Source organism: Parvimonas oralis (assembly GCF_047608425.1).
In the GTDB taxonomy this organism is placed as follows: domain Bacteria; phylum Bacillota; class Clostridia; order Tissierellales; family Peptoniphilaceae; genus Parvimonas.
On the sequence record NZ_JBLKRS010000002.1, the window covers coordinates 210232 to 227500 of the forward strand.

A 17269-nucleotide genomic window follows, 5' to 3' on the forward strand; every position below is an offset into this window, starting at 1 on the left:
TTATTAGCTTTATGCCTGTTGATAAAGCTATATATTTTAGATAAAAATAAATTGTTAAGATAAATTAAAGTTAATTGCAGTTATAAAAGGAGAGATATATTTTGTTTGATAAATTAGAACTGTTAGTTGAAAAATTTGAGGAACTTGAAAAGAAAATTATAGATCCTGAAATTATGAAAGATATGAATGTTTGGCAAAAACTTGCCAAAGAACATGGCGATATGAAGCCAATTGTTGAAAAATATAGAGAATATTCTAAACATAAGAAAGAACTTGAAGAAAATAAAGAAATGTTAAAGGAAAGTTTAGACGATGAAATGAAAGAACTTGTTAAGGAAGAAATTTCAGAGCTTGAAGATAGTATTGAAAAGGAAGAACAAGATCTTAAAATTTTGTTATTACCAAAAGACCCTAATGATGAAAAGAACGTATTTATGGAAGTAAGAGCCGGTACCGGCGGAGATGAAGCGGGACTTTTTGCAGAAGATTTACTTAGAATGTATAGAATGTTTGCTGACAAACAAAGATGGAAAACTGAAATAATGAGTATTTCAGAACAGGGAGTTGGTGGAATAAAGGAAGTTGTTTTCTTAGTTAAAGGTAAAGGGGCATACTCAAAATTAAAATATGAAAGTGGTGTTCATAGAGTTCAACGTGTTCCTGCTACAGAATCAAGTGGAAGAATTCATACTTCTGCTGCAACTGTTGCGGTTTTACCTGAAGTTGAAGATGTGGATGTTGTTATAAATCAAAATGATTTAAGAATTGATGTTTATAGAGCTAGTGGTAATGGAGGACAATGTGTAAACACAACTGACTCCGCTGTAAGAATTACGCATATTCCAACTGGACTTGTTGTTACTTGTCAAGATGAAAAATCACAACTTAAAAACAAAGATAAGGCAATGAAGATTTTGAAATCAAGACTTTATGAAAAGTATCAAGAGGAACAAAATAAAGATATTGCAGATGCGAGAAAATCACAAATAGGCTCAGGAGACAGATCTGAAAGAATAAGAACTTATAATTTTCCACAAGGAAGAGTTACTGACCATAGAATAAATATGACTATTTATCAATTGGATAGTTTCTTAAATGGAGATATTTCCGATATGATAGACGCTCTAATTACAAGTGATCAGGCAAAAAAGATGCTGGCAATTGCGGAGTAGATTATATGAATTACAATTTACAAAATAAATTAACTAAATTTGGTATTTATATTGTATTGTATGTGTTTGGGATATTTGTATTTTTTAATTTAGTTTTTGACAAAAAAGAAATGAAAACAGAAGTTACGGTCAATAATGTAGAAGAAATTAAAAATTTGAATGCAAATGGAATAGATGTTAGTAAACTTTCGACAAAGGTTAATACAGGAAAGAAAGCAAATATTTTGTCTGAAAAAACTATTCTGGACGGACTTAATAACAGTAATGACAAAGAGATTCAAGAAATTTTAAAAAGTAAAGATAAGCTGAGTTTTAGTTATTTAGCTTTGCTTTACAGAAATCCGTCCGCAAAACTTTTTATAAAAGATAAACTTGAGAATAGGACTGTAGATAATTTTATTGGAGAAAGTGTTGATTTTAAAAGAGATATTCCGTATTATTTGCAATGGGACAGACGTTGGGGTCAAAAGAAATATACTGATGAAAATATTGCTATAAACGGTTGTGGTCCTACGTCAATGGCAATGGTTATTTCCGGACTTTTAAAAGATGATTCCATTACACCCGTTGAGATGGCAAAATATGAAGAATATGCTGAAGGTTCGGGAACAGGGTGGCAATATTTTACGGAAGTTCCCCAAAAATATGGCATTAAAGTTAAAGAGCTGTCAACAAATGAAAAAATTTATAAGGATGAGTTAAAGAACGGAAGACCTATAATTGCAAATGTAGGACCCGGAGATTTTTCTTCAATTGGACATTATATTGTTTTAGTTGGAGTTGATGAAGACGGAATGTTTATTATAAATGATTCAAGCAGTCCTACAAATACGAATGAAAAATGGAGTTTTGAAAGATTGAAGCCACAGATAAAGAATTCTTGGTCTTTTGATAAAGGAGAGTAGTTTTGAATTTTTTAGAAAAAATTTTAGATTTTTTATTTTATTTTTTTAGATCTGAACCGGATGGATATGATATAGAAAAATACGGTTTTACCCATATTGTACTTGTTGTAATTGCTTTTATGGGGGCTATTTTAATTTATAGATATAGAGATAAAATAAAAAATAGTAATAAAAATATTTTAAAAATTTTTGTTATAGTATTGTTTTTACAACAATTAATATTATATGCTTGGTATTTGTTAAGCGGTTCATTTTCAATTGAAACGAGTTTACCTTTATATGATTGCAGAGTTGCGATTTTATGTTTGATATATGGAGTATTTTTTAATAATGATAAGTCAAAAAGGATTGGGATTTATTTGGGCTTTGTAGGCTCAATTGTTGCTCTTTTGACACCGGAGTTGGATAAATTTGTATTTCCACATTATACTTGGATAAGTTTCTTTGTAGGACATACTATGTTGCTTTGGGTGAGCTGTTATATATTCTTTGTTGAAGAAATAGAAATTTCCTTCAAAAAATATACAGAAGTTTTTGTTTTTACTAACATCTTGCATATAGCAGTTATAATTTTTAACAGTTTTACAAAATGTAACTATGCGTTTTTATCAGAACCCCCAATTTTTAAAGATGTAGCCGGTAGATTGCATCCAATAACATATATTGCAATTATGATGTTGATGTTAAATTTTGCATTATATCTTGTACATTCATATTTTATGAAATCAAGAGATGGAAAATTTAAAATAATAAATAGAAAGATTGAGAATTAAAAATAATTGAGGATGAATTAATAATGTAATAAATAAAAAAGTGGATTTAAGAATACACCTGATTTTCTTTGGAGGATAATGAATATGGGTATGTATGAAAAAATATTTGAGGATTATGTAAAAAACAATAAAAACGAAGAAGATTTTAATATTATATGTAATCAATTACATAATAAATCTGATAGAAATTTGATTGATAGAAAGAATTTTACTGGTCATTTTACATCATCGTGTTTTGTTGTTTCAAAAAAAACAAACAAAATTTTATTAGTTTATCATAATTTTCTAAAAAGATATTTACAACCTGGAGGACATATAGAACCTACAGATTTAAATCCTTTAGAGTCTTCAAAAAGAGAACTTTTAGAAGAGACAGGTATAGAAATAGAAAAGTTGACATATTATAAAGCAGATTTGTTAAATGAGCTAGTACCACTTAATATTTCTGTTCATAAAATTCCTGAAAACATAATTAAAGAAGAGAAAAAACATTATCATTATGATTTGCAATATTTATTTTTCTGTGAAGAAGAATTAGATGTTAATATTGATTTAAGTGAAGTTAATAATTTTGAATGGGTTGATTGGAAGGAATTTAAAGAAATGTCAATTTATAAAAATATAGCTAAGAAAATAGAAAATGCTAAAAAGCTTTCTATGTAATATAGGTTCAGATTTTAAAAATATGTACTTATATTAGAATTACAGAGGATACTGAAGATAATATATTAATTTAATTACAATAAAAAGTACTGCATTCATTACTTGTTTTCAAGTTTTTGAAGCAGTACTTTTTTATTGTGAAGGTTTAATAATTCAAATTAGATTTTGTCTTACTATTTTTTCTTTTTTTGGTATATAAAGCACAACAGGATAAGTTACAGCTAATGTTGAGAATATAATTGAATTCGTATAAATATTGATTAAAAATTTTTATAGAATTATGAAAAAATTTTTAATTTATGGTATACTACAATGTGGTATTTATATTATAAAGGAGGAGTTTTAATTATGAAAAGTTTTTTATTACATATCAGAACATACATTATTATTAGTTTATTTTTATTTTTATCTGAAATAACAGCCACATCAATTATTTTACTTTTTCCGGGATTATTGATAGATTCTTTCATTAATAATAAATTAAGTTTAATAAATATGATAATATTATATATTGTAACATTTTCTATATATTTACTTATTACTTATATTTCAAATAGAGTTGCTGATTATCGACGAATAAAGTTTGAAAAAAAGATTAAACAAGATTTTTTTGAGTCTATCATGAGAAAATCATTTTTGAAATTTTACGAGTATGATTTAGGGGAATATATTTCTATTCAATCTAATGACATAACTCAAATGTGTCAAAATTATCTAAGTCCGCTATTGGCAATTTTTAGGTCTATTATTATGATTATTATTTTTGGAATTTCTTTAATTATATTTACGGATACAATTATAGCAATGGTCATAATAGTCTTTTCTTTTTTTGTAGTATTTGTTCCGAAAATAACAGAACATAGTTTATCAAGAAAAAATGAAGTATATACTAGAGCATTGGGAAAATATACGAGTTCAGTACAAAAATATTTTGTTTCTCATGATATATTGGATAAAAAAGGAATTGAGAAGATAAATATTGTTCATAGAGAAAAACTTGACAATTTAATGGATAAAAATATGGATTTTAGAAAAGTTAATAGTTTAGCGTTGGTAATAAATGGTGGTGTTGTGGAGTTTATATCTATTGTTACTTTTATTGTAGTCGGATATTTATTGTATAATTCTAATATAACTATTGGAATGGCTACAATAGCATTTACATATAGTACAAAATTTATGGAGCCTATTTTTGAATTAAATCTGAATATTGGAAGAGTAAAATCTGTTAAGAAAATTAAAGAAAAATTAATAAGTATACTAAAAACAGAAAATAAAAGTTATAAAACAATAAAAAAACTTGAAAAAATATATTTTAATAATTTAAAAATAACTTTGAATGATAATATGTTAGTTTATGATGAGTTAAAGTTGGATTTTCCAAAAAAGTATTTAATTACTGGAGAAAATGGCTCCGGAAAAAGTGTTTTGGCAAAATTAATTATGGGATTTTTGGTTGCTAATGAAGGGAAAATATTGTATAATGATTTTAATTCAATAAATATATCAGAGCATATAAGTTATGTCCCACAAGTTCCTGTAATTTTTGAAGGTTCATATATTGATAATATTACAATTTATGGAACTTATAGCTATAAAAATTTAGAATTATATGAATCTTGTTTTCCTTCACGGGTGATTAAAAATATAAAATCAAATGAAAATTTAGAAAATTTGAGTAGTGGAGAGAAACAGATTATAGCAATAATCAGAGCTTTTTGTAGTGAAAAGGAATTTATTATATTAGATGAAGCTTTATCAGTGATGAATCAGATTACAATTGAAAAATTTATGGAAACTATATTTGATTTAAATAAAAGTATAGTAATAATAGCACATAATGTTGATGAGTATAAAGATAGATTCTATAAAACATATAAAGTTATTAGAAAGGAGACTTAAGTTGGAAATAGAAGCTTTGGATGAGATATATTTAAATAATATATAAATGATTTAGTAACTAAGGTTGAGGATTAAAAAATTCTCAACTTTTTTATTGGGAAATTCTAATATTTTAAATTAGATTTTGTCTTACTATTTTTTCTTTTTTGATACATATAGTCCGGCGAGAGAAACTATAGCTAATGTTGAGAATATAATTGAATTCGTTATAAATATTGATTAAAAATTTTTATAGAATTATGAAAAAATCTCAATTTATGGTATACTATAATGTAATATTTATATTATAAAAAAGGAGTTTTATTATGAAAAATTTATATTTACTATATGGAGGAAAGAGTACAGAACACGAAATTTCTGTTTTAACTGCAAAGTCCGTTATAAATAATTTAGATAGAAAAAAATATAAGATATTTCCTATTTATATAGATAAATTTGGAAGATGGAATTATTTAGGAGAAAATACTAAAAATATTGAAAATGAAAAAGAACTGTTTGTAGAAGGAAGTGGAAATGTTACAAATTCCATTTCAAAGTTTTTTGCAAAAGACTTTATAAATGAAAATGCGATTTTCTTCCCTGCAATGCATGGTACATTTTCTGAAGACGGAACTATTCAAGGATTTTTTGACATAATGGACCTTACTTATGTTGGAAATAATGTTTTATCTTCCGCAGTTTGTATGGATAAGGGAACTGCGAATGACGTCTTTGCAGGAAATGGAATTTTACAACCTGAATATTATTTAGTAACAAAATACGAATTTGATAAGAATAAGGATTTACAAATTAAAAATATTATTGAAAAAATCGGAGAAGTTTCTTTTGTAAAGCCTTGTAATGCAGGTTCAAGTGTTGGAGTTACAAAGGTAACAAAAAAAGAAGAAATTGAACCCGCTCTTGTTGAGGCTTTTAAATATGATAATAGAGTTTTAGTTGAAGAAGCTGTTGTTGGCGATGAGCTTCAAGTTTTAGTTATGGGAAATAATATTTTGAAAGCTAGTTTACCCGGTGGTGTAAAAGTTACTAGAGAATTTTTTGACTATGAAGCAAAATACTTTGACGAAACTACAGATCATATTATTCCTTGGGATTTAACTGATGAAGAAATTAAAGAAATTCAATCTGTAGCAAAAAGAGCCTATGCAGTTACAAATTGTAAGGGTTTTGCTAGAGTTGATATTTTTGTAAGAGATAGTGATAGAAAAATGCTCGTAAATGAAATTAATACAATTCCGGGAATGACTGCTGTTTCTATGGCTCCTGCAATGTATATGAAAACTTTCGGAAAGACTTATAGCGATTTTTTGGACGAGTTAATTGATCTTGCGGTTGAAAATAAAAAAGAAAAAGATTCTTTGACTACAAATAGGGGGTAATTATGTTAAAAGCAACTTTGGAAACTATCGCTAAAATAGTTGATGGTAACTTGATAACTACAAGTATGAAAGATAGAGTTGTAGAAGGAGTTTCTACAGATACTCGTGACATAGAAGTAAATAATCTATTTATTCCTCTTGTTGGTGGAAGATTTGATGGACATAATTTTGCCTTTGAAGCTATAAAAAAAGGAGCGATTGCTACTTTATGGGATAAAAGGCATCCTACACCATATCTTGATGCAGGAGTAATTATTGTAGATGATACTCTACAAGCATATCAAAAACTTGCAAGTAGTTATTTAAAGGCAACCGGAGCTAAAGTTATAGGTATAACCGGTTCTAATGGAAAGACTGGAACTAAAGATATTTTAGCATCAATTTTAAGAGAGAATTTTAGAGTTCATAAGACTGCAAAAAATTTTAATAATGATATTGGACTTCCTAAGACAATTATGGAAATGAATTTGGATGATGAAGCTATTGTTCTAGAGATGGGAATGGATCGCTTTGGAGATATTAGAACACTTACAAATATTGCAAATCCTGATATTGCAGTTATTACAAATATTGGAGATAGTCATTTGTTAGAGCTTGGAACTAAAGAAAATATAGCTAGGGCAAAGTTTGAAATTTTAGAAGGGTTAAAACCTGATGGAATTTTTATTTATAATAATGATGATGAGATTTTAAGAGAAGTTATAAAAGAATATACTATTCCTCAAAGAGTTATTAAAATAGGTACAAGAGAAGATTCCGACGTAATTATAAGACCTATTCGTTCTGATGAAGAGGGAAGTAGTTTTTCAATCGGAGAATATGCTTACAGTATTCCTTTTATTGGAAAACATCAAATTTATAATGTTTCAGTAGCAATTACAATTGCAGGACTTTTAGGAATGAATTATGGTGACATTGTAAGAGGACTTTCAAATGTAAAACTTACAGGAATGAGAATGGAACTTATGCATTTGCCAAGTTTTGATGTTTTAAATGACTGTTATAAGTCCAATCCTCAAAGTCTAACGTCCTGTATAGAAACAGTTTATACTATGAAAGGTTACAAAAATAAAATTTTAATTCTTTCCGATATGCTTGAACTTGGAGAAAATGAAAGAAAACTTCATTTTGCAGTAGGAGAAAAGATAGACAAAAATAAGATTGATTATGTGATTTGCATTGGAGAGTTGGCTAAAGAAATTTATAATGGAGCAAATAGAAATTTCAATGTAAATAATCTTTTCCACTTTGATACTAATGAGGAAGTTGTAAAGAAAGTTAAAGAAATCATTTCAGATGATACTTTAATTATGGTAAAGGGAAGTAGAGGAATGAAACTAGAGAATATAATTGAAATGTTAAAGGAGATTTAGTATGAATAAAGAAAGACTTTTAAATATATTTTTGGATTTGGTAAAGATTTATTCGCCGTCAAAAAACGAAATAAATGTTATGAAATATATAACGAAAAAATTGGAAAGGCTAGGAGTTAAATATATTTTGCATGACCATTCAGCAGAATATGGTGGTAATACTCCTGTTATTATTGCAAAGCTTGAAAAAAATTGTGAGGATGAAAGATTAAAACCAATATCACTTTCTGCACATATGGATGTTGTTGAACCTTCAAAGGATTTGGATGTTTATGTTGAAGACGGACTTGTTAAAACAAGAACTGAAACAACTCTAGGAGGAGATGATAAGGGCGGAGTTGCAATAATTTTAGAAACTTTTGAAAATTTAGTTGAAAATAATTTGCCACATAATGATGTATTTGCAGTTATAACTCCGTCAGAAGAAGTTGGACTTTTGGGTGCGAAATCAATTAAATGGGAAGAAATTCCAGCTGAATTTATGCCTGCAAAAGATATGCTTGTTCTTGACAATGGTGGAGGAGCGGATTTAGTAGCTGTTGAAGGACCTTGTATGTATAAGATAAATGTTCATTATGAGGGAGCTTCTGCACATGCGGGAATTGAGCCTGAAAAGGGAAGAAGTGCGATCATAGCTATGAGTAATGCTATTGCAAAGATGAAAATAGGAAGATTAAATGACCATACTACTTCAAATATCGGAAGTATAATATCTGACTTTCCGACAAATGTAGTTCCTAAAGATTGTAAAATCAGAATGGAAGTTAGATGTTTAAATGAAGTTGAAGCAAAAGAAAATGTAGATAATTATATAGATATTTTTGAAAAAACTGCAAAAGATTTTGAAGTAAAATGTAATATTGAAGTTAAATATGATTATCCACCGCTAAAACAAATTGACGGAAATGCCTTATTAAATAGAGTTTTAGATGCTTATAAAAAAGTTGGAGTTACAGCAAAACCTATTAAAATAGGTGGAGGTTGTGACGGAAATATTTATTTAAAAAATGGTTTCAATTCTGTGATTTTAGGAGTTGGAATGTATAAAATTCATACAATTGAAGAATATTTAGTTATTTCTGATATGGAAAAAACAGCTGAAGCTGTTTTAGAATTCATTACAAAATAGGGGGCAATATGTATAAAGGATATAAATTAATTCAAGAAAAATATATAAAGGATGTAAACTCTGATTGTGTTTTGCTTGAACACGAAAAGACAGGCGCTAGAGTTTTTTTGATGAAAAATAATGATGACAATAAAACTTTTGGTATTGGATTTAAAACTATTCCTACAGATAATACGGGAATTTGCCATATAATTGAGCATTGCGTACTTTCAGGTTCAAGAAAATTTCAAACTAAAGAACCTTTTATGGATATGGTTAAAATTAGTACAGCAACATTTTTAAATGCTATGACTTTTCCTGATAAAACAGTTTATCCGGTTTCAAGTAGAAATGAAAAAGACTTTAAAAACTTAATGGATGTATATATGGATGCTGTTTTTTATCCGGTAATGAAAACAGATAGAAGAATTTTTATGCAAGAAGGTTGGCATTATGAACTTGAAAACGAAGAAGACGAGCTTAATATCAAAGGTGTAGTTTATAACGAAATGAAGGGGGCTTATTCAGTTCCCGAAACAACTCTTTATTATAGAGTAAATAATGCTCTTTGCCCTGATACTGTTTATGCCAAAGAATCGGGTGGGGAACCTTATGAAATTCCAAAATTGACTTATGAGGATTTTTGTGAATTTCATTCAAAATACTATCATCCTTCAAACTCATATATTTATTTATATGGGGATTGTGATATGGAAGAAAGACTTGAATTTTTGGATAGAGAATATCTTTCAAAATTTGAAAAGGAAGAACTTGACAATTTTGAAGGAAATCAAAAACCTTTTGATAAGCCTAAAAATGTCTTTGATGAATATTCCGTTTCTAAAGATGAAGATATTAAAAACAAAACATTTTTAGCCTATGTTTCATGTTTTGGAGAAAGTGATGGATTAAAAGATGGAATTATCTCAAAGTTATTAAATGACCTATTAGTTGAAATGCAAGGTGCTTATTTAAAAGAGGCAATTCTTAAAGAAAATATCTGCGAAGATGTTGCACCTATTGCTATGGAATCTACAAAATTTTCAAGTTTTGGAGTATTTATTGTAAATTCTGAAAGAGAAAATTTAGATAAATTCAAAGAAATTGTTGAAAATACTTTAAGAGACATAGTAAAAAATGGAATTGAAAAAGATAAGTTGATGGCTGTTTTAAATAGGACAGAATTTACTGTAAGAGAGCTTTTAAATTCTACAACTGCCGGAATTGAATGTATGATGCATATTTGCGATAATTGGTTATATGGTAAAAATCCTATGGATTCACTTTCTTTTGACGAAGCATTATCAGAAATTAGAGAAGAAATTTTAAATAATAGATTGTTGGAAAGAATCATTGAAGAAAAGATTTTAAATAACAATCACAAGGCGTTTATCATTCTTTCACCAAGTGCAGGACTTAATGACAAAAAAGATTTAGCTCAAAAAGAGTGGCTAAAGAGATATAAGGAGTCTTTAAATAAAATTCAAGTTGAAAAAATAATTGAAAACACAAAGAATTTAATTGAATACCAACAAACAGAAAGCACTGATGAACAAAAAGCTACAATTCCGAAGTTGAAAATTGAAGATATAGATAAAGAAACTTTAAAAATTCCAAATGATATAGATAAAGTTGAAGATATAACAGTTTTAAAACATAATATTTTCACTTCAGGCATTAATTATGTAGATATTTGTTTTGATTTAAAGCATATTTCAAAAGATGAAATAGTATATTTATCATTAATCGAAAATTTATTAAAATCTTTGGATAAAAAGTCAATGACTTATAAAGACTTTTCAGTTGAAACATTTTTACGTTGTGGAGGAATTTCAACTACAATTGCAACATTGACAAATTCAAAGAATAGAGAAAAATTTGTTCCTAAATTTATTGTTAGTGTAAAATTCTTCACTGAAAAACTTAAAGAAACTGTCGAACTTTTAAAAATCTTATTAAAAGAAACAATTTTTACAGATAAGAATAGAATAAAAGAAGAAGTTTTAGCTATAAAAGGCGAATTAGAACAAGATGTTCTAGGCGCAGGACATTTATATGGAATAAATAGAGCAAAATCATATTTTTCAAATAAAGCATATTATGATGAAAAAGTCAAAGGAATTGATTATTTGAAGTTTATTCAAGATTTAGCTGAAAATTTTGATGAAAAAATTGATAATGTAATTGAAAAAATGGAATTTGTTTACAATAGAATGTTTAAGTTAAATGAATCAATTGTAAATATAACAACAACAGAGGAAAATTTCGAAAGTATAGAAAAAGAATTTGTCGGACTTGTAAAAGAGTTTCCTAAAATAGAAGATTCTTCTTATGATTTTACATTTGAAAAAGAAAATTTAAAAGAAGGAATTGCGACTTCTTCTGATGTAAATTATGTTACTTTTGCAGGGGATATGAAAAAGTATGGTGTTGAGTTTTCAGGAAGTTTTGCATTACTTTCCAAAATTTTGAGTACGACTCATATGCATAATAATATCAGGGCAATTGGTGGAGCTTATGGTGCCGGTTTTAGTATAACTAAAGATAGTGAAATAATTATGTTTAGTTACAGAGATCCTAATTTAAAATCTACAAAAGAAATATTTTTAACTGTTGGAAAATATGTATCAGATATGGAAATAAATGATGAAGATTTAGAAAGTTTTAAAATTTCATTAGTGAAAGATTTTAATCCATTACTTACACCAAAACATAAAGGTTATACTTCTATGATTATGTATATTACAAATTCTGATGAAAAGGAATTGGAAATATATTTAGAACAACTTTTAAATGCAGAATTAGAGGACTTAAAAGGTCTTTCAGAAGTAATTGATAAAGTATTAAGTCAAGATACTTTTGTAGTTGTAGGAAATACAAATAAAATAAAAGAAAACTCTGAAGAGTTTAATAATATTGTAGTTTTGAAGAAATAATATTATGATTGAATTTTTAGAGAAAGGTTAAGAATACTTAACCTTTTTTTATTGTGATTATTAAACTGTTTTATTTTTAATATTGATGAAGATTTAAGCTTATAATATTTCAATATGCAAAAGAGATGAGTTCATTGTTGGCTTGTCTTTTTTGCTTATAATAGTTTTTTCTTATGAATAATCATTATTTAATAAGAAAAAACAATTTAACATTTTAAAGTAAATGATATATAATCTATTTGTAAGCATTTTGATTTACTTTTATAACTAAAAAAGGAGATAAAATGGAAAAATATAAGAATAATTTTAAACTTCCTAGTAATTTTGAGGATTTTAATGAAACAAGAAAAAATGGCTTTTTAAAAATGAAAGAATTAAAGGAATCAGGAAAAAAGGTTGCAGGTATTTTTTGTACATATACTCCGCAAGAAGTTATTTATGCTGCGGGACTTATTCCTGTAAGTTTATGTGCCACAACTGAAGATTCTATAAAATATGCTGAAAGAGATTTGCCAAAAAATCTTTGCCCACTTATAAAATCAAGTTATGGTTTTGCTGTAAGTGATACTTGTCCATATTTCTATTTTTCAGATATTGTAATTGGGGAAACAACTTGTGACGGAAAGAAAAAGATGTATGAGCTTATGGGAGATTTTAAAGATGTTCATGTTATGCAATTGCCACAAAATAATCAGGATGGATTATCTTTAAAACTTTGGACTAATGAAATTTATAAATTAAAAAGAAAGTTGGAAGAAACTTTTGATGTTGAAATAACTGATGAGAAATTATGGGAAGCAATAAAAACGGGAAATCAGGAAAGGAAAAATTTAAGAAATTTTTTTGAACTGGGAAAACTAAACCCATCACCTTTAAGTGGAGTAACAATGAGCGGAACTCAAGATGCTTTTGGTTTTAATTTTAATAGGGAAGAAAAAAATCAAAGTATCATCGAAAAGACTAAAGAAGTTTATGAGATGTGGGAAAAAGAGCTTAAGGGTAAAAAAAGTGACAGACCAAGGATTTTAATTACTGGTTGTCCTGTGGGTGGAATTCGTGAAAAAATATTGACTAAAATAGAAGAAGCCGGAGCGGATATTGTAGTTTATGAAAACTGTTCTGGAGTTCGTGAAAAGTTAGAACTTATTGATGAAACATTAGATAATCCAATTGATGCAATCGCCCAAAAGTATTTAAATCTAAGTTGTTCAGTTATGTCACCTAATGAAAAAAGATTTAAAGATTTGGATATGTTAATAGATGAATATCAAGTAGATGCAGTTATTGAAATAGTGCTTCAAGCCTGTCACACATTTGCTGTAGAATCTACAAAAGTTAAAAAGTTTGTAACGGAGAAAAAAGGCAAGCCATATATGTATATAGAATCTGATTATTCTATGACGGATGTAGGACAGGTTTCCACTAGAATTGAAGCGTTTTTGGAGATGATATAATGAATATAGGAATAGATATAGGCTCAACAGCCTCAAAAGTAGTCGTATATGATAAGGATAAAGATGAAATACTTTATAAAATATTGATGCCTTCGGGTTGGAATAGTAAAGAAACTTCTGGAGAAATTTACAAAAACTTAGTTGAAAATGGATTTGATGTAGATAATTCATATGTAGTAGCAACAGGATATGGAAGGGTTTCTGTTCCTTATGCTGATAGGGTTGTTACTGAAATTACAACTCACTCAAAGGGCGCTATGTATCTGTTGAAAAGAGATTGTGATGTTATAGATATTGGCGGGCAAGATACAAAAATTATAAATATTTCAAACGGTATGGTAAGTGATTTTATAATGAATGATAAATGTTCAGCCGGAACGGGAAAATTCTTGGAAGTTATGAGTAACAGACTTGGAGTTACTTTAGATGAAATGTTTGAATTATCTAAAATCGGAACTCCAATACCAATAAGCTCAACTTGTACAGTTTTTGCTGAATCTGAAATTATTTCTCTTATGGGACAGGGAAGAGCAAAAGAAGATATTGCAAGTGGAGTTGTTCATTCAATAGCGAATAAAGTTGTAGGACAAACTAGAAAATTTAGAAATGAAGCTGATTTATACTTTTTGACAGGAGGTTTTTCTAACAATCCATATATGGTTGAGCTTTTAGAAAAACTTTTAGGGAAAAAAGTAGAAACTCATGAATTGGGTAGATTTGCAGGAGCACTAGGTGCCGCTCTTATGGGAAAATAAGAACCCCACCTATCCACGACGCTTCGCATCGGGAGGGTACCCGGGAACCTTGTTGCTTCGCAATAAAAACCCCACCCTTCCACGACGCTTCGCATCGGGTGAGTACCCGGGAACCTTGTTGCTTCGCAATAAAAACCCCACCCTTCCACGACGCTTCGCATCGGGTGAGTACCCGGGAACCTTGTTGCTTCGCAATAAGAACCCCACCCTTCCATGATGCTTCGCATCGGGTGGGTACCCGGGAACCTTGTTGCTTCGCAATAAAAACTCCACCCTTCCACGACGCTTCGCATCGGGTGGGTTCCCGAGAACCTTGTTGTTTCACAATAGATAAAAAGTTCTGATAAAAGCAGAACTTTTTTGTTGCAAAAATAAATAGCAAAAAAAGAAAGCTAAAAGCTTTCTTTTAAGTGTTACGGTGATTTGGGGGTACACCGTAATTTGGAGAGAGTAACTCATTAAAATTCAATGAGTAATATAGGTTATGTTATTCTTTAAAGTAAAACATTTTTAGGTCTAAGCACTAAAATTTTACCTAGTCAAAGTATAACACTTCTAACTAAAAAAGTCAATACTTTTTTCTATTTATTATAAATAAATTTTTTTAAGTATAATAAGTAAATTTTGTCTTTTAACTAAAATTATGGTAAAATAACTTAAAGTATATAAAGTGGATGATAAAGGAGATTTTATGAAAAAGAAATCTTATGCAAAAATAAATTTAACTTTAGATGTAATAGAAAAAAGGCAAGATGGTTATCATAATATAGATGGAATTATGCAAATGATAGATTTATATGACGAGGTTGAAGTTAAAATTTCTGATGAATTTAAAATAACTTCTAATTCAAAAGATATTCCTTTAGATGAAAATAATTTAGTTTATAAAGCCTATCTTGCAATGAAAGATAAATATAAATTTAGGGAAAATTTTTTAATACATATAGAAAAAAACATACCGGTTTCTGCAGGAATAGCGGGTGGTAGTACGAATTCCGCTGTTGTAATAGAAATGATTGATGAAATTTTAGGACTCAATATGAGCTTGGAAGACAGAAAAAAAATTGGGAGAAGTATAGGAGCGGATATTCCTTATTTACTTGTTGGGAAAACAGCAAGAACGAGAGGAATTGGCGATGAGCTTGAAATTTTAGATAGGTTACCGGAAACGAATATTTTAATTGTAAATAATGGGGTTGAAATTTCCACACCATATATATATTCTAATATTGTTCCAACAGGAAATAGTGATAGAGCGGAGAAACTTGTAAGTATATATAAAAATAAAAACTATGATGAGTTTATTGATAATTTATATAATGTAATGGAAGAAGTATCAATTTCATATTGTCCTGAAATTCAAGAAATAAAAGACAAAATGTACGAATTTAATTGTGTTAAATCTCTTATGAGCGGATCGGGACCAACTGTATTTGGAATTTATAAGAATGATAAAGATATTGAAAATGCATATAATTATTTTAAAAAATTATACAAAAATACTTTCAAAGTAAAAACAATGGAGAGATAATATGGATAATAGATCAATAGGAGTTTTTGATTCCGGAATAGGAGGACTTACTGTTGTCAAAGAATTAATGGAAATTTTGCCTAATGAAAAAATAGTCTATTTTGGAGATACAGCAAGAGTTCCATACGGGAATCGAAGCGAAGACACCATTAAAAGATTTTCAAAAGAATGTATTGAATTCTTGGATAGAAAAGATATAAAAGCTTTAATTATTGCTTGTAATACTGTTTCTGCAGTTGCTCTTGATATGCTTAAAGAAATATTTGATATGTATATATTGGGAGTAATTGTTCCTGGAAGTAAAATGGCAAATAATATAACAATAAATAAAAAAATAGGTGTAATAGGAACTAATGCCACTATTTTAAGTGGAGCTTATGAAAAAAATATAAAGAATGAAAGTATTGAAAATATAGTATATTCAAAAGCATGCCCTCTTTTTGTTCCCATAGTAGAAGACGGATTGTCCGATACGACTATAGCTATGGAAACAACAAAATTCTATTTAGATGAATTAATAAAAGAAAATGTAGATACTATTGTAATGGGGTGTACTCATTACCCAATATTAGAAAATACAATAAAAACTGTTGTTGGGAAAAATATAAATTTAGTAAATCCGGCTAAAGAAACAGCGATTGAAATGAAAAATTATTTAGAAAAAAATAGTTTACTAAATGAAGAAGTTCAAAATAACAAAAATAACATATTTTATATAACGGACGATGAAAATAAATTTAGAAGAAATTTGTTAGATTTTATAAATATTGATAATCCAAACATTAAGAAAATAAATTTAAAAGAAAAATGTATTGATGAGAAATAGGGATGTATAATAATTGAATGATAATTATTATAAAAATGACTACAAAGCTAGAAAAAAGTATTGACAACTATAAAAATAATTGATATAATAAAGACCCAGTGAGAACTGGGTCGCTTTTTATGTAAAAAATTTTTTATAAAAATTTTTAAAAAAAGTGTTGACAACCAAAAAAATATGTTGTATAATGTAATGGTTGTTGTGAAACATTAAAAATTTCATATAGTGATAAAAACTTTGAGAGTACAAAGAAAAACAATAATTTGGTGTAACAAAAGTCAGCGAGAGCAGACGAACTTTTAATAGAGAGTTTGATCCTGGCTCAGGACGAACGCTGGCGGCGTGCTTAACACATGCAAGTCGAACGTGATTTTTGTAGAAATTCTTTCGGGAATGGAAGCAAAATGAAAGTGGCGAACGGGTGAGTAACACGTGAGCAACCTACCTTACACAGGGGGATAGCCGTTGGAAACGACGATTAATACCGCATGAGAC

Annotated in this window: 13 protein-coding genes and 1 rRNA gene (1 of these 14 cut by a window edge); all 14 read left to right on the forward strand. The window is 28.3% G+C overall.

Translation table 11 applies throughout. The annotated features are described in order from the left end of the window. The first annotated feature begins 101 nt into the window (after positions 1 to 101). Positions 102 to 1172, forward strand: a complete 1071-nt coding sequence (prfA, locus tag ACMX2D_RS04470) for a peptide chain release factor 1 (protein ID WP_414971526.1) — start codon at positions 102 to 104, stop codon at positions 1170 to 1172. Between the two features lie 5 nt (positions 1173 to 1177). Further along, positions 1178 to 2077, forward strand: a complete 900-nt coding sequence (locus tag ACMX2D_RS04475) for a C39 family peptidase (protein ID WP_414972859.1) — start codon at positions 1178 to 1180, stop codon at positions 2075 to 2077. Positions 2078 to 2079: 2 nt separating this feature from the next. Beyond that, complete coding sequence (locus ACMX2D_RS04480) at positions 2080 to 2850, forward strand: YwaF family protein (RefSeq protein WP_414972861.1); 771 nt, start codon at positions 2080 to 2082, stop codon at positions 2848 to 2850. Between the two features lie 84 nt (positions 2851 to 2934). Beyond that, positions 2935 to 3513 (forward strand): NUDIX hydrolase, encoded by a 579-nt coding sequence (locus tag ACMX2D_RS04485; protein ID WP_414972862.1) that lies wholly within the window; start codon positions 2935 to 2937, stop codon positions 3511 to 3513. A gap of 348 nt (positions 3514 to 3861) precedes the next feature. After that, positions 3862 to 5415, forward strand: a complete 1554-nt coding sequence (locus ACMX2D_RS04490) for an ATP-binding cassette domain-containing protein (RefSeq protein ID WP_414972864.1) — start codon at positions 3862 to 3864, stop codon at positions 5413 to 5415. Positions 5416 to 5720: 305 nt separating this feature from the next. Then, positions 5721 to 6794 carry a D-alanine--D-alanine ligase family protein gene (locus ACMX2D_RS04495; RefSeq protein ID WP_414972865.1) on the forward strand — a complete coding sequence of 358 codons (1074 nt, stop codon included), beginning with the start codon at positions 5721 to 5723 and terminating at the stop codon, positions 6792 to 6794. 2 nt (positions 6795 to 6796) lie between these two features. Then, on the forward strand, positions 6797 to 8167 hold the full coding sequence (locus ACMX2D_RS04500; RefSeq protein WP_414972867.1) for a UDP-N-acetylmuramoyl-tripeptide--D-alanyl-D-alanine ligase: 1371 nt from the start codon (positions 6797 to 6799) through the stop codon (positions 8165 to 8167). 1 nt (position 8168) lies between these two features. Then, on the forward strand, positions 8169 to 9296 hold the full coding sequence (locus ACMX2D_RS04505; RefSeq protein ID WP_414972869.1) for a M20/M25/M40 family metallo-hydrolase: 1128 nt from the start codon (positions 8169 to 8171) through the stop codon (positions 9294 to 9296). An 8-nt stretch (positions 9297 to 9304) separates the two neighbouring features. Further along, positions 9305 to 12211, forward strand: a complete 2907-nt coding sequence (locus ACMX2D_RS04510; RefSeq protein WP_414972871.1) for an insulinase family protein — start codon at positions 9305 to 9307, stop codon at positions 12209 to 12211. A gap of 284 nt (positions 12212 to 12495) precedes the next feature. After that, the gene (locus tag ACMX2D_RS04515) at positions 12496 to 13665 is read left to right on the forward strand and encodes a double-cubane-cluster-containing anaerobic reductase (RefSeq protein WP_414972873.1); all 1170 of its coding nucleotides are present in this window, start codon (positions 12496 to 12498) and stop codon (positions 13663 to 13665) included. Then, the gene (locus tag ACMX2D_RS04520) at positions 13665 to 14420 is read left to right on the forward strand and encodes an acyl-CoA dehydratase activase (RefSeq protein ID WP_009447856.1); all 756 of its coding nucleotides are present in this window, start codon (positions 13665 to 13667) and stop codon (positions 14418 to 14420) included. The genes ACMX2D_RS04515 and ACMX2D_RS04520 overlap by 1 nt, the downstream gene beginning before the upstream one ends. 691 nt (positions 14421 to 15111) lie before the next feature. Continuing rightward, entirely contained in the window at positions 15112 to 15951 is an 840-nt protein-coding gene (gene ispE, locus ACMX2D_RS04525) for a 4-(cytidine 5'-diphospho)-2-C-methyl-D-erythritol kinase (protein ID WP_414971538.1), read from the forward strand. Between the two features lies 1 nt (position 15952). After that, positions 15953 to 16777, forward strand: coding sequence for a glutamate racemase (murI, locus tag ACMX2D_RS04530; RefSeq protein ID WP_414971539.1), 825 nt, complete (start codon positions 15953 to 15955; stop codon positions 16775 to 16777). A gap of 296 nt (positions 16778 to 17073) precedes the next feature. Beyond that, positions 17074 to 17269 (forward strand): 16S ribosomal RNA (locus ACMX2D_RS04535); it runs 1330 nt beyond the window's last position.

Coding starts and splice junctions, on each gene's coding strand:
- ACMX2D_RS04475 (WP_414972859.1), top strand. CDS start 1,178: ATGAATTACAATTTACAAAATAAATTAACTAAATTTGGTATTTATATT.
- ACMX2D_RS04485 (WP_414972862.1), top strand. CDS start 2,935: ATGGGTATGTATGAAAAAATATTTGAGGATTATGTAAAAAACAATAAA.
- ACMX2D_RS04490 (WP_414972864.1), top strand. CDS start 3,862: ATGAAAAGTTTTTTATTACATATCAGAACATACATTATTATTAGTTTA.
- ACMX2D_RS04495 (WP_414972865.1), top strand. CDS start 5,721: ATGAAAAATTTATATTTACTATATGGAGGAAAGAGTACAGAACACGAA.
- ACMX2D_RS04500 (WP_414972867.1), top strand. CDS start 6,797: ATGTTAAAAGCAACTTTGGAAACTATCGCTAAAATAGTTGATGGTAAC.
- ACMX2D_RS04505 (WP_414972869.1), top strand. CDS start 8,169: ATGAATAAAGAAAGACTTTTAAATATATTTTTGGATTTGGTAAAGATT.
- ACMX2D_RS04510 (WP_414972871.1), top strand. CDS start 9,305: ATGTATAAAGGATATAAATTAATTCAAGAAAAATATATAAAGGATGTA.
- ACMX2D_RS04515 (WP_414972873.1), top strand. CDS start 12,496: ATGGAAAAATATAAGAATAATTTTAAACTTCCTAGTAATTTTGAGGAT.
- ACMX2D_RS04520 (WP_009447856.1), top strand. CDS start 13,665: ATGAATATAGGAATAGATATAGGCTCAACAGCCTCAAAAGTAGTCGTA.
- ispE (WP_414971538.1), top strand. CDS start 15,112: ATGAAAAAGAAATCTTATGCAAAAATAAATTTAACTTTAGATGTAATA.
- murI (WP_414971539.1), top strand. CDS start 15,953: ATGGATAATAGATCAATAGGAGTTTTTGATTCCGGAATAGGAGGACTT.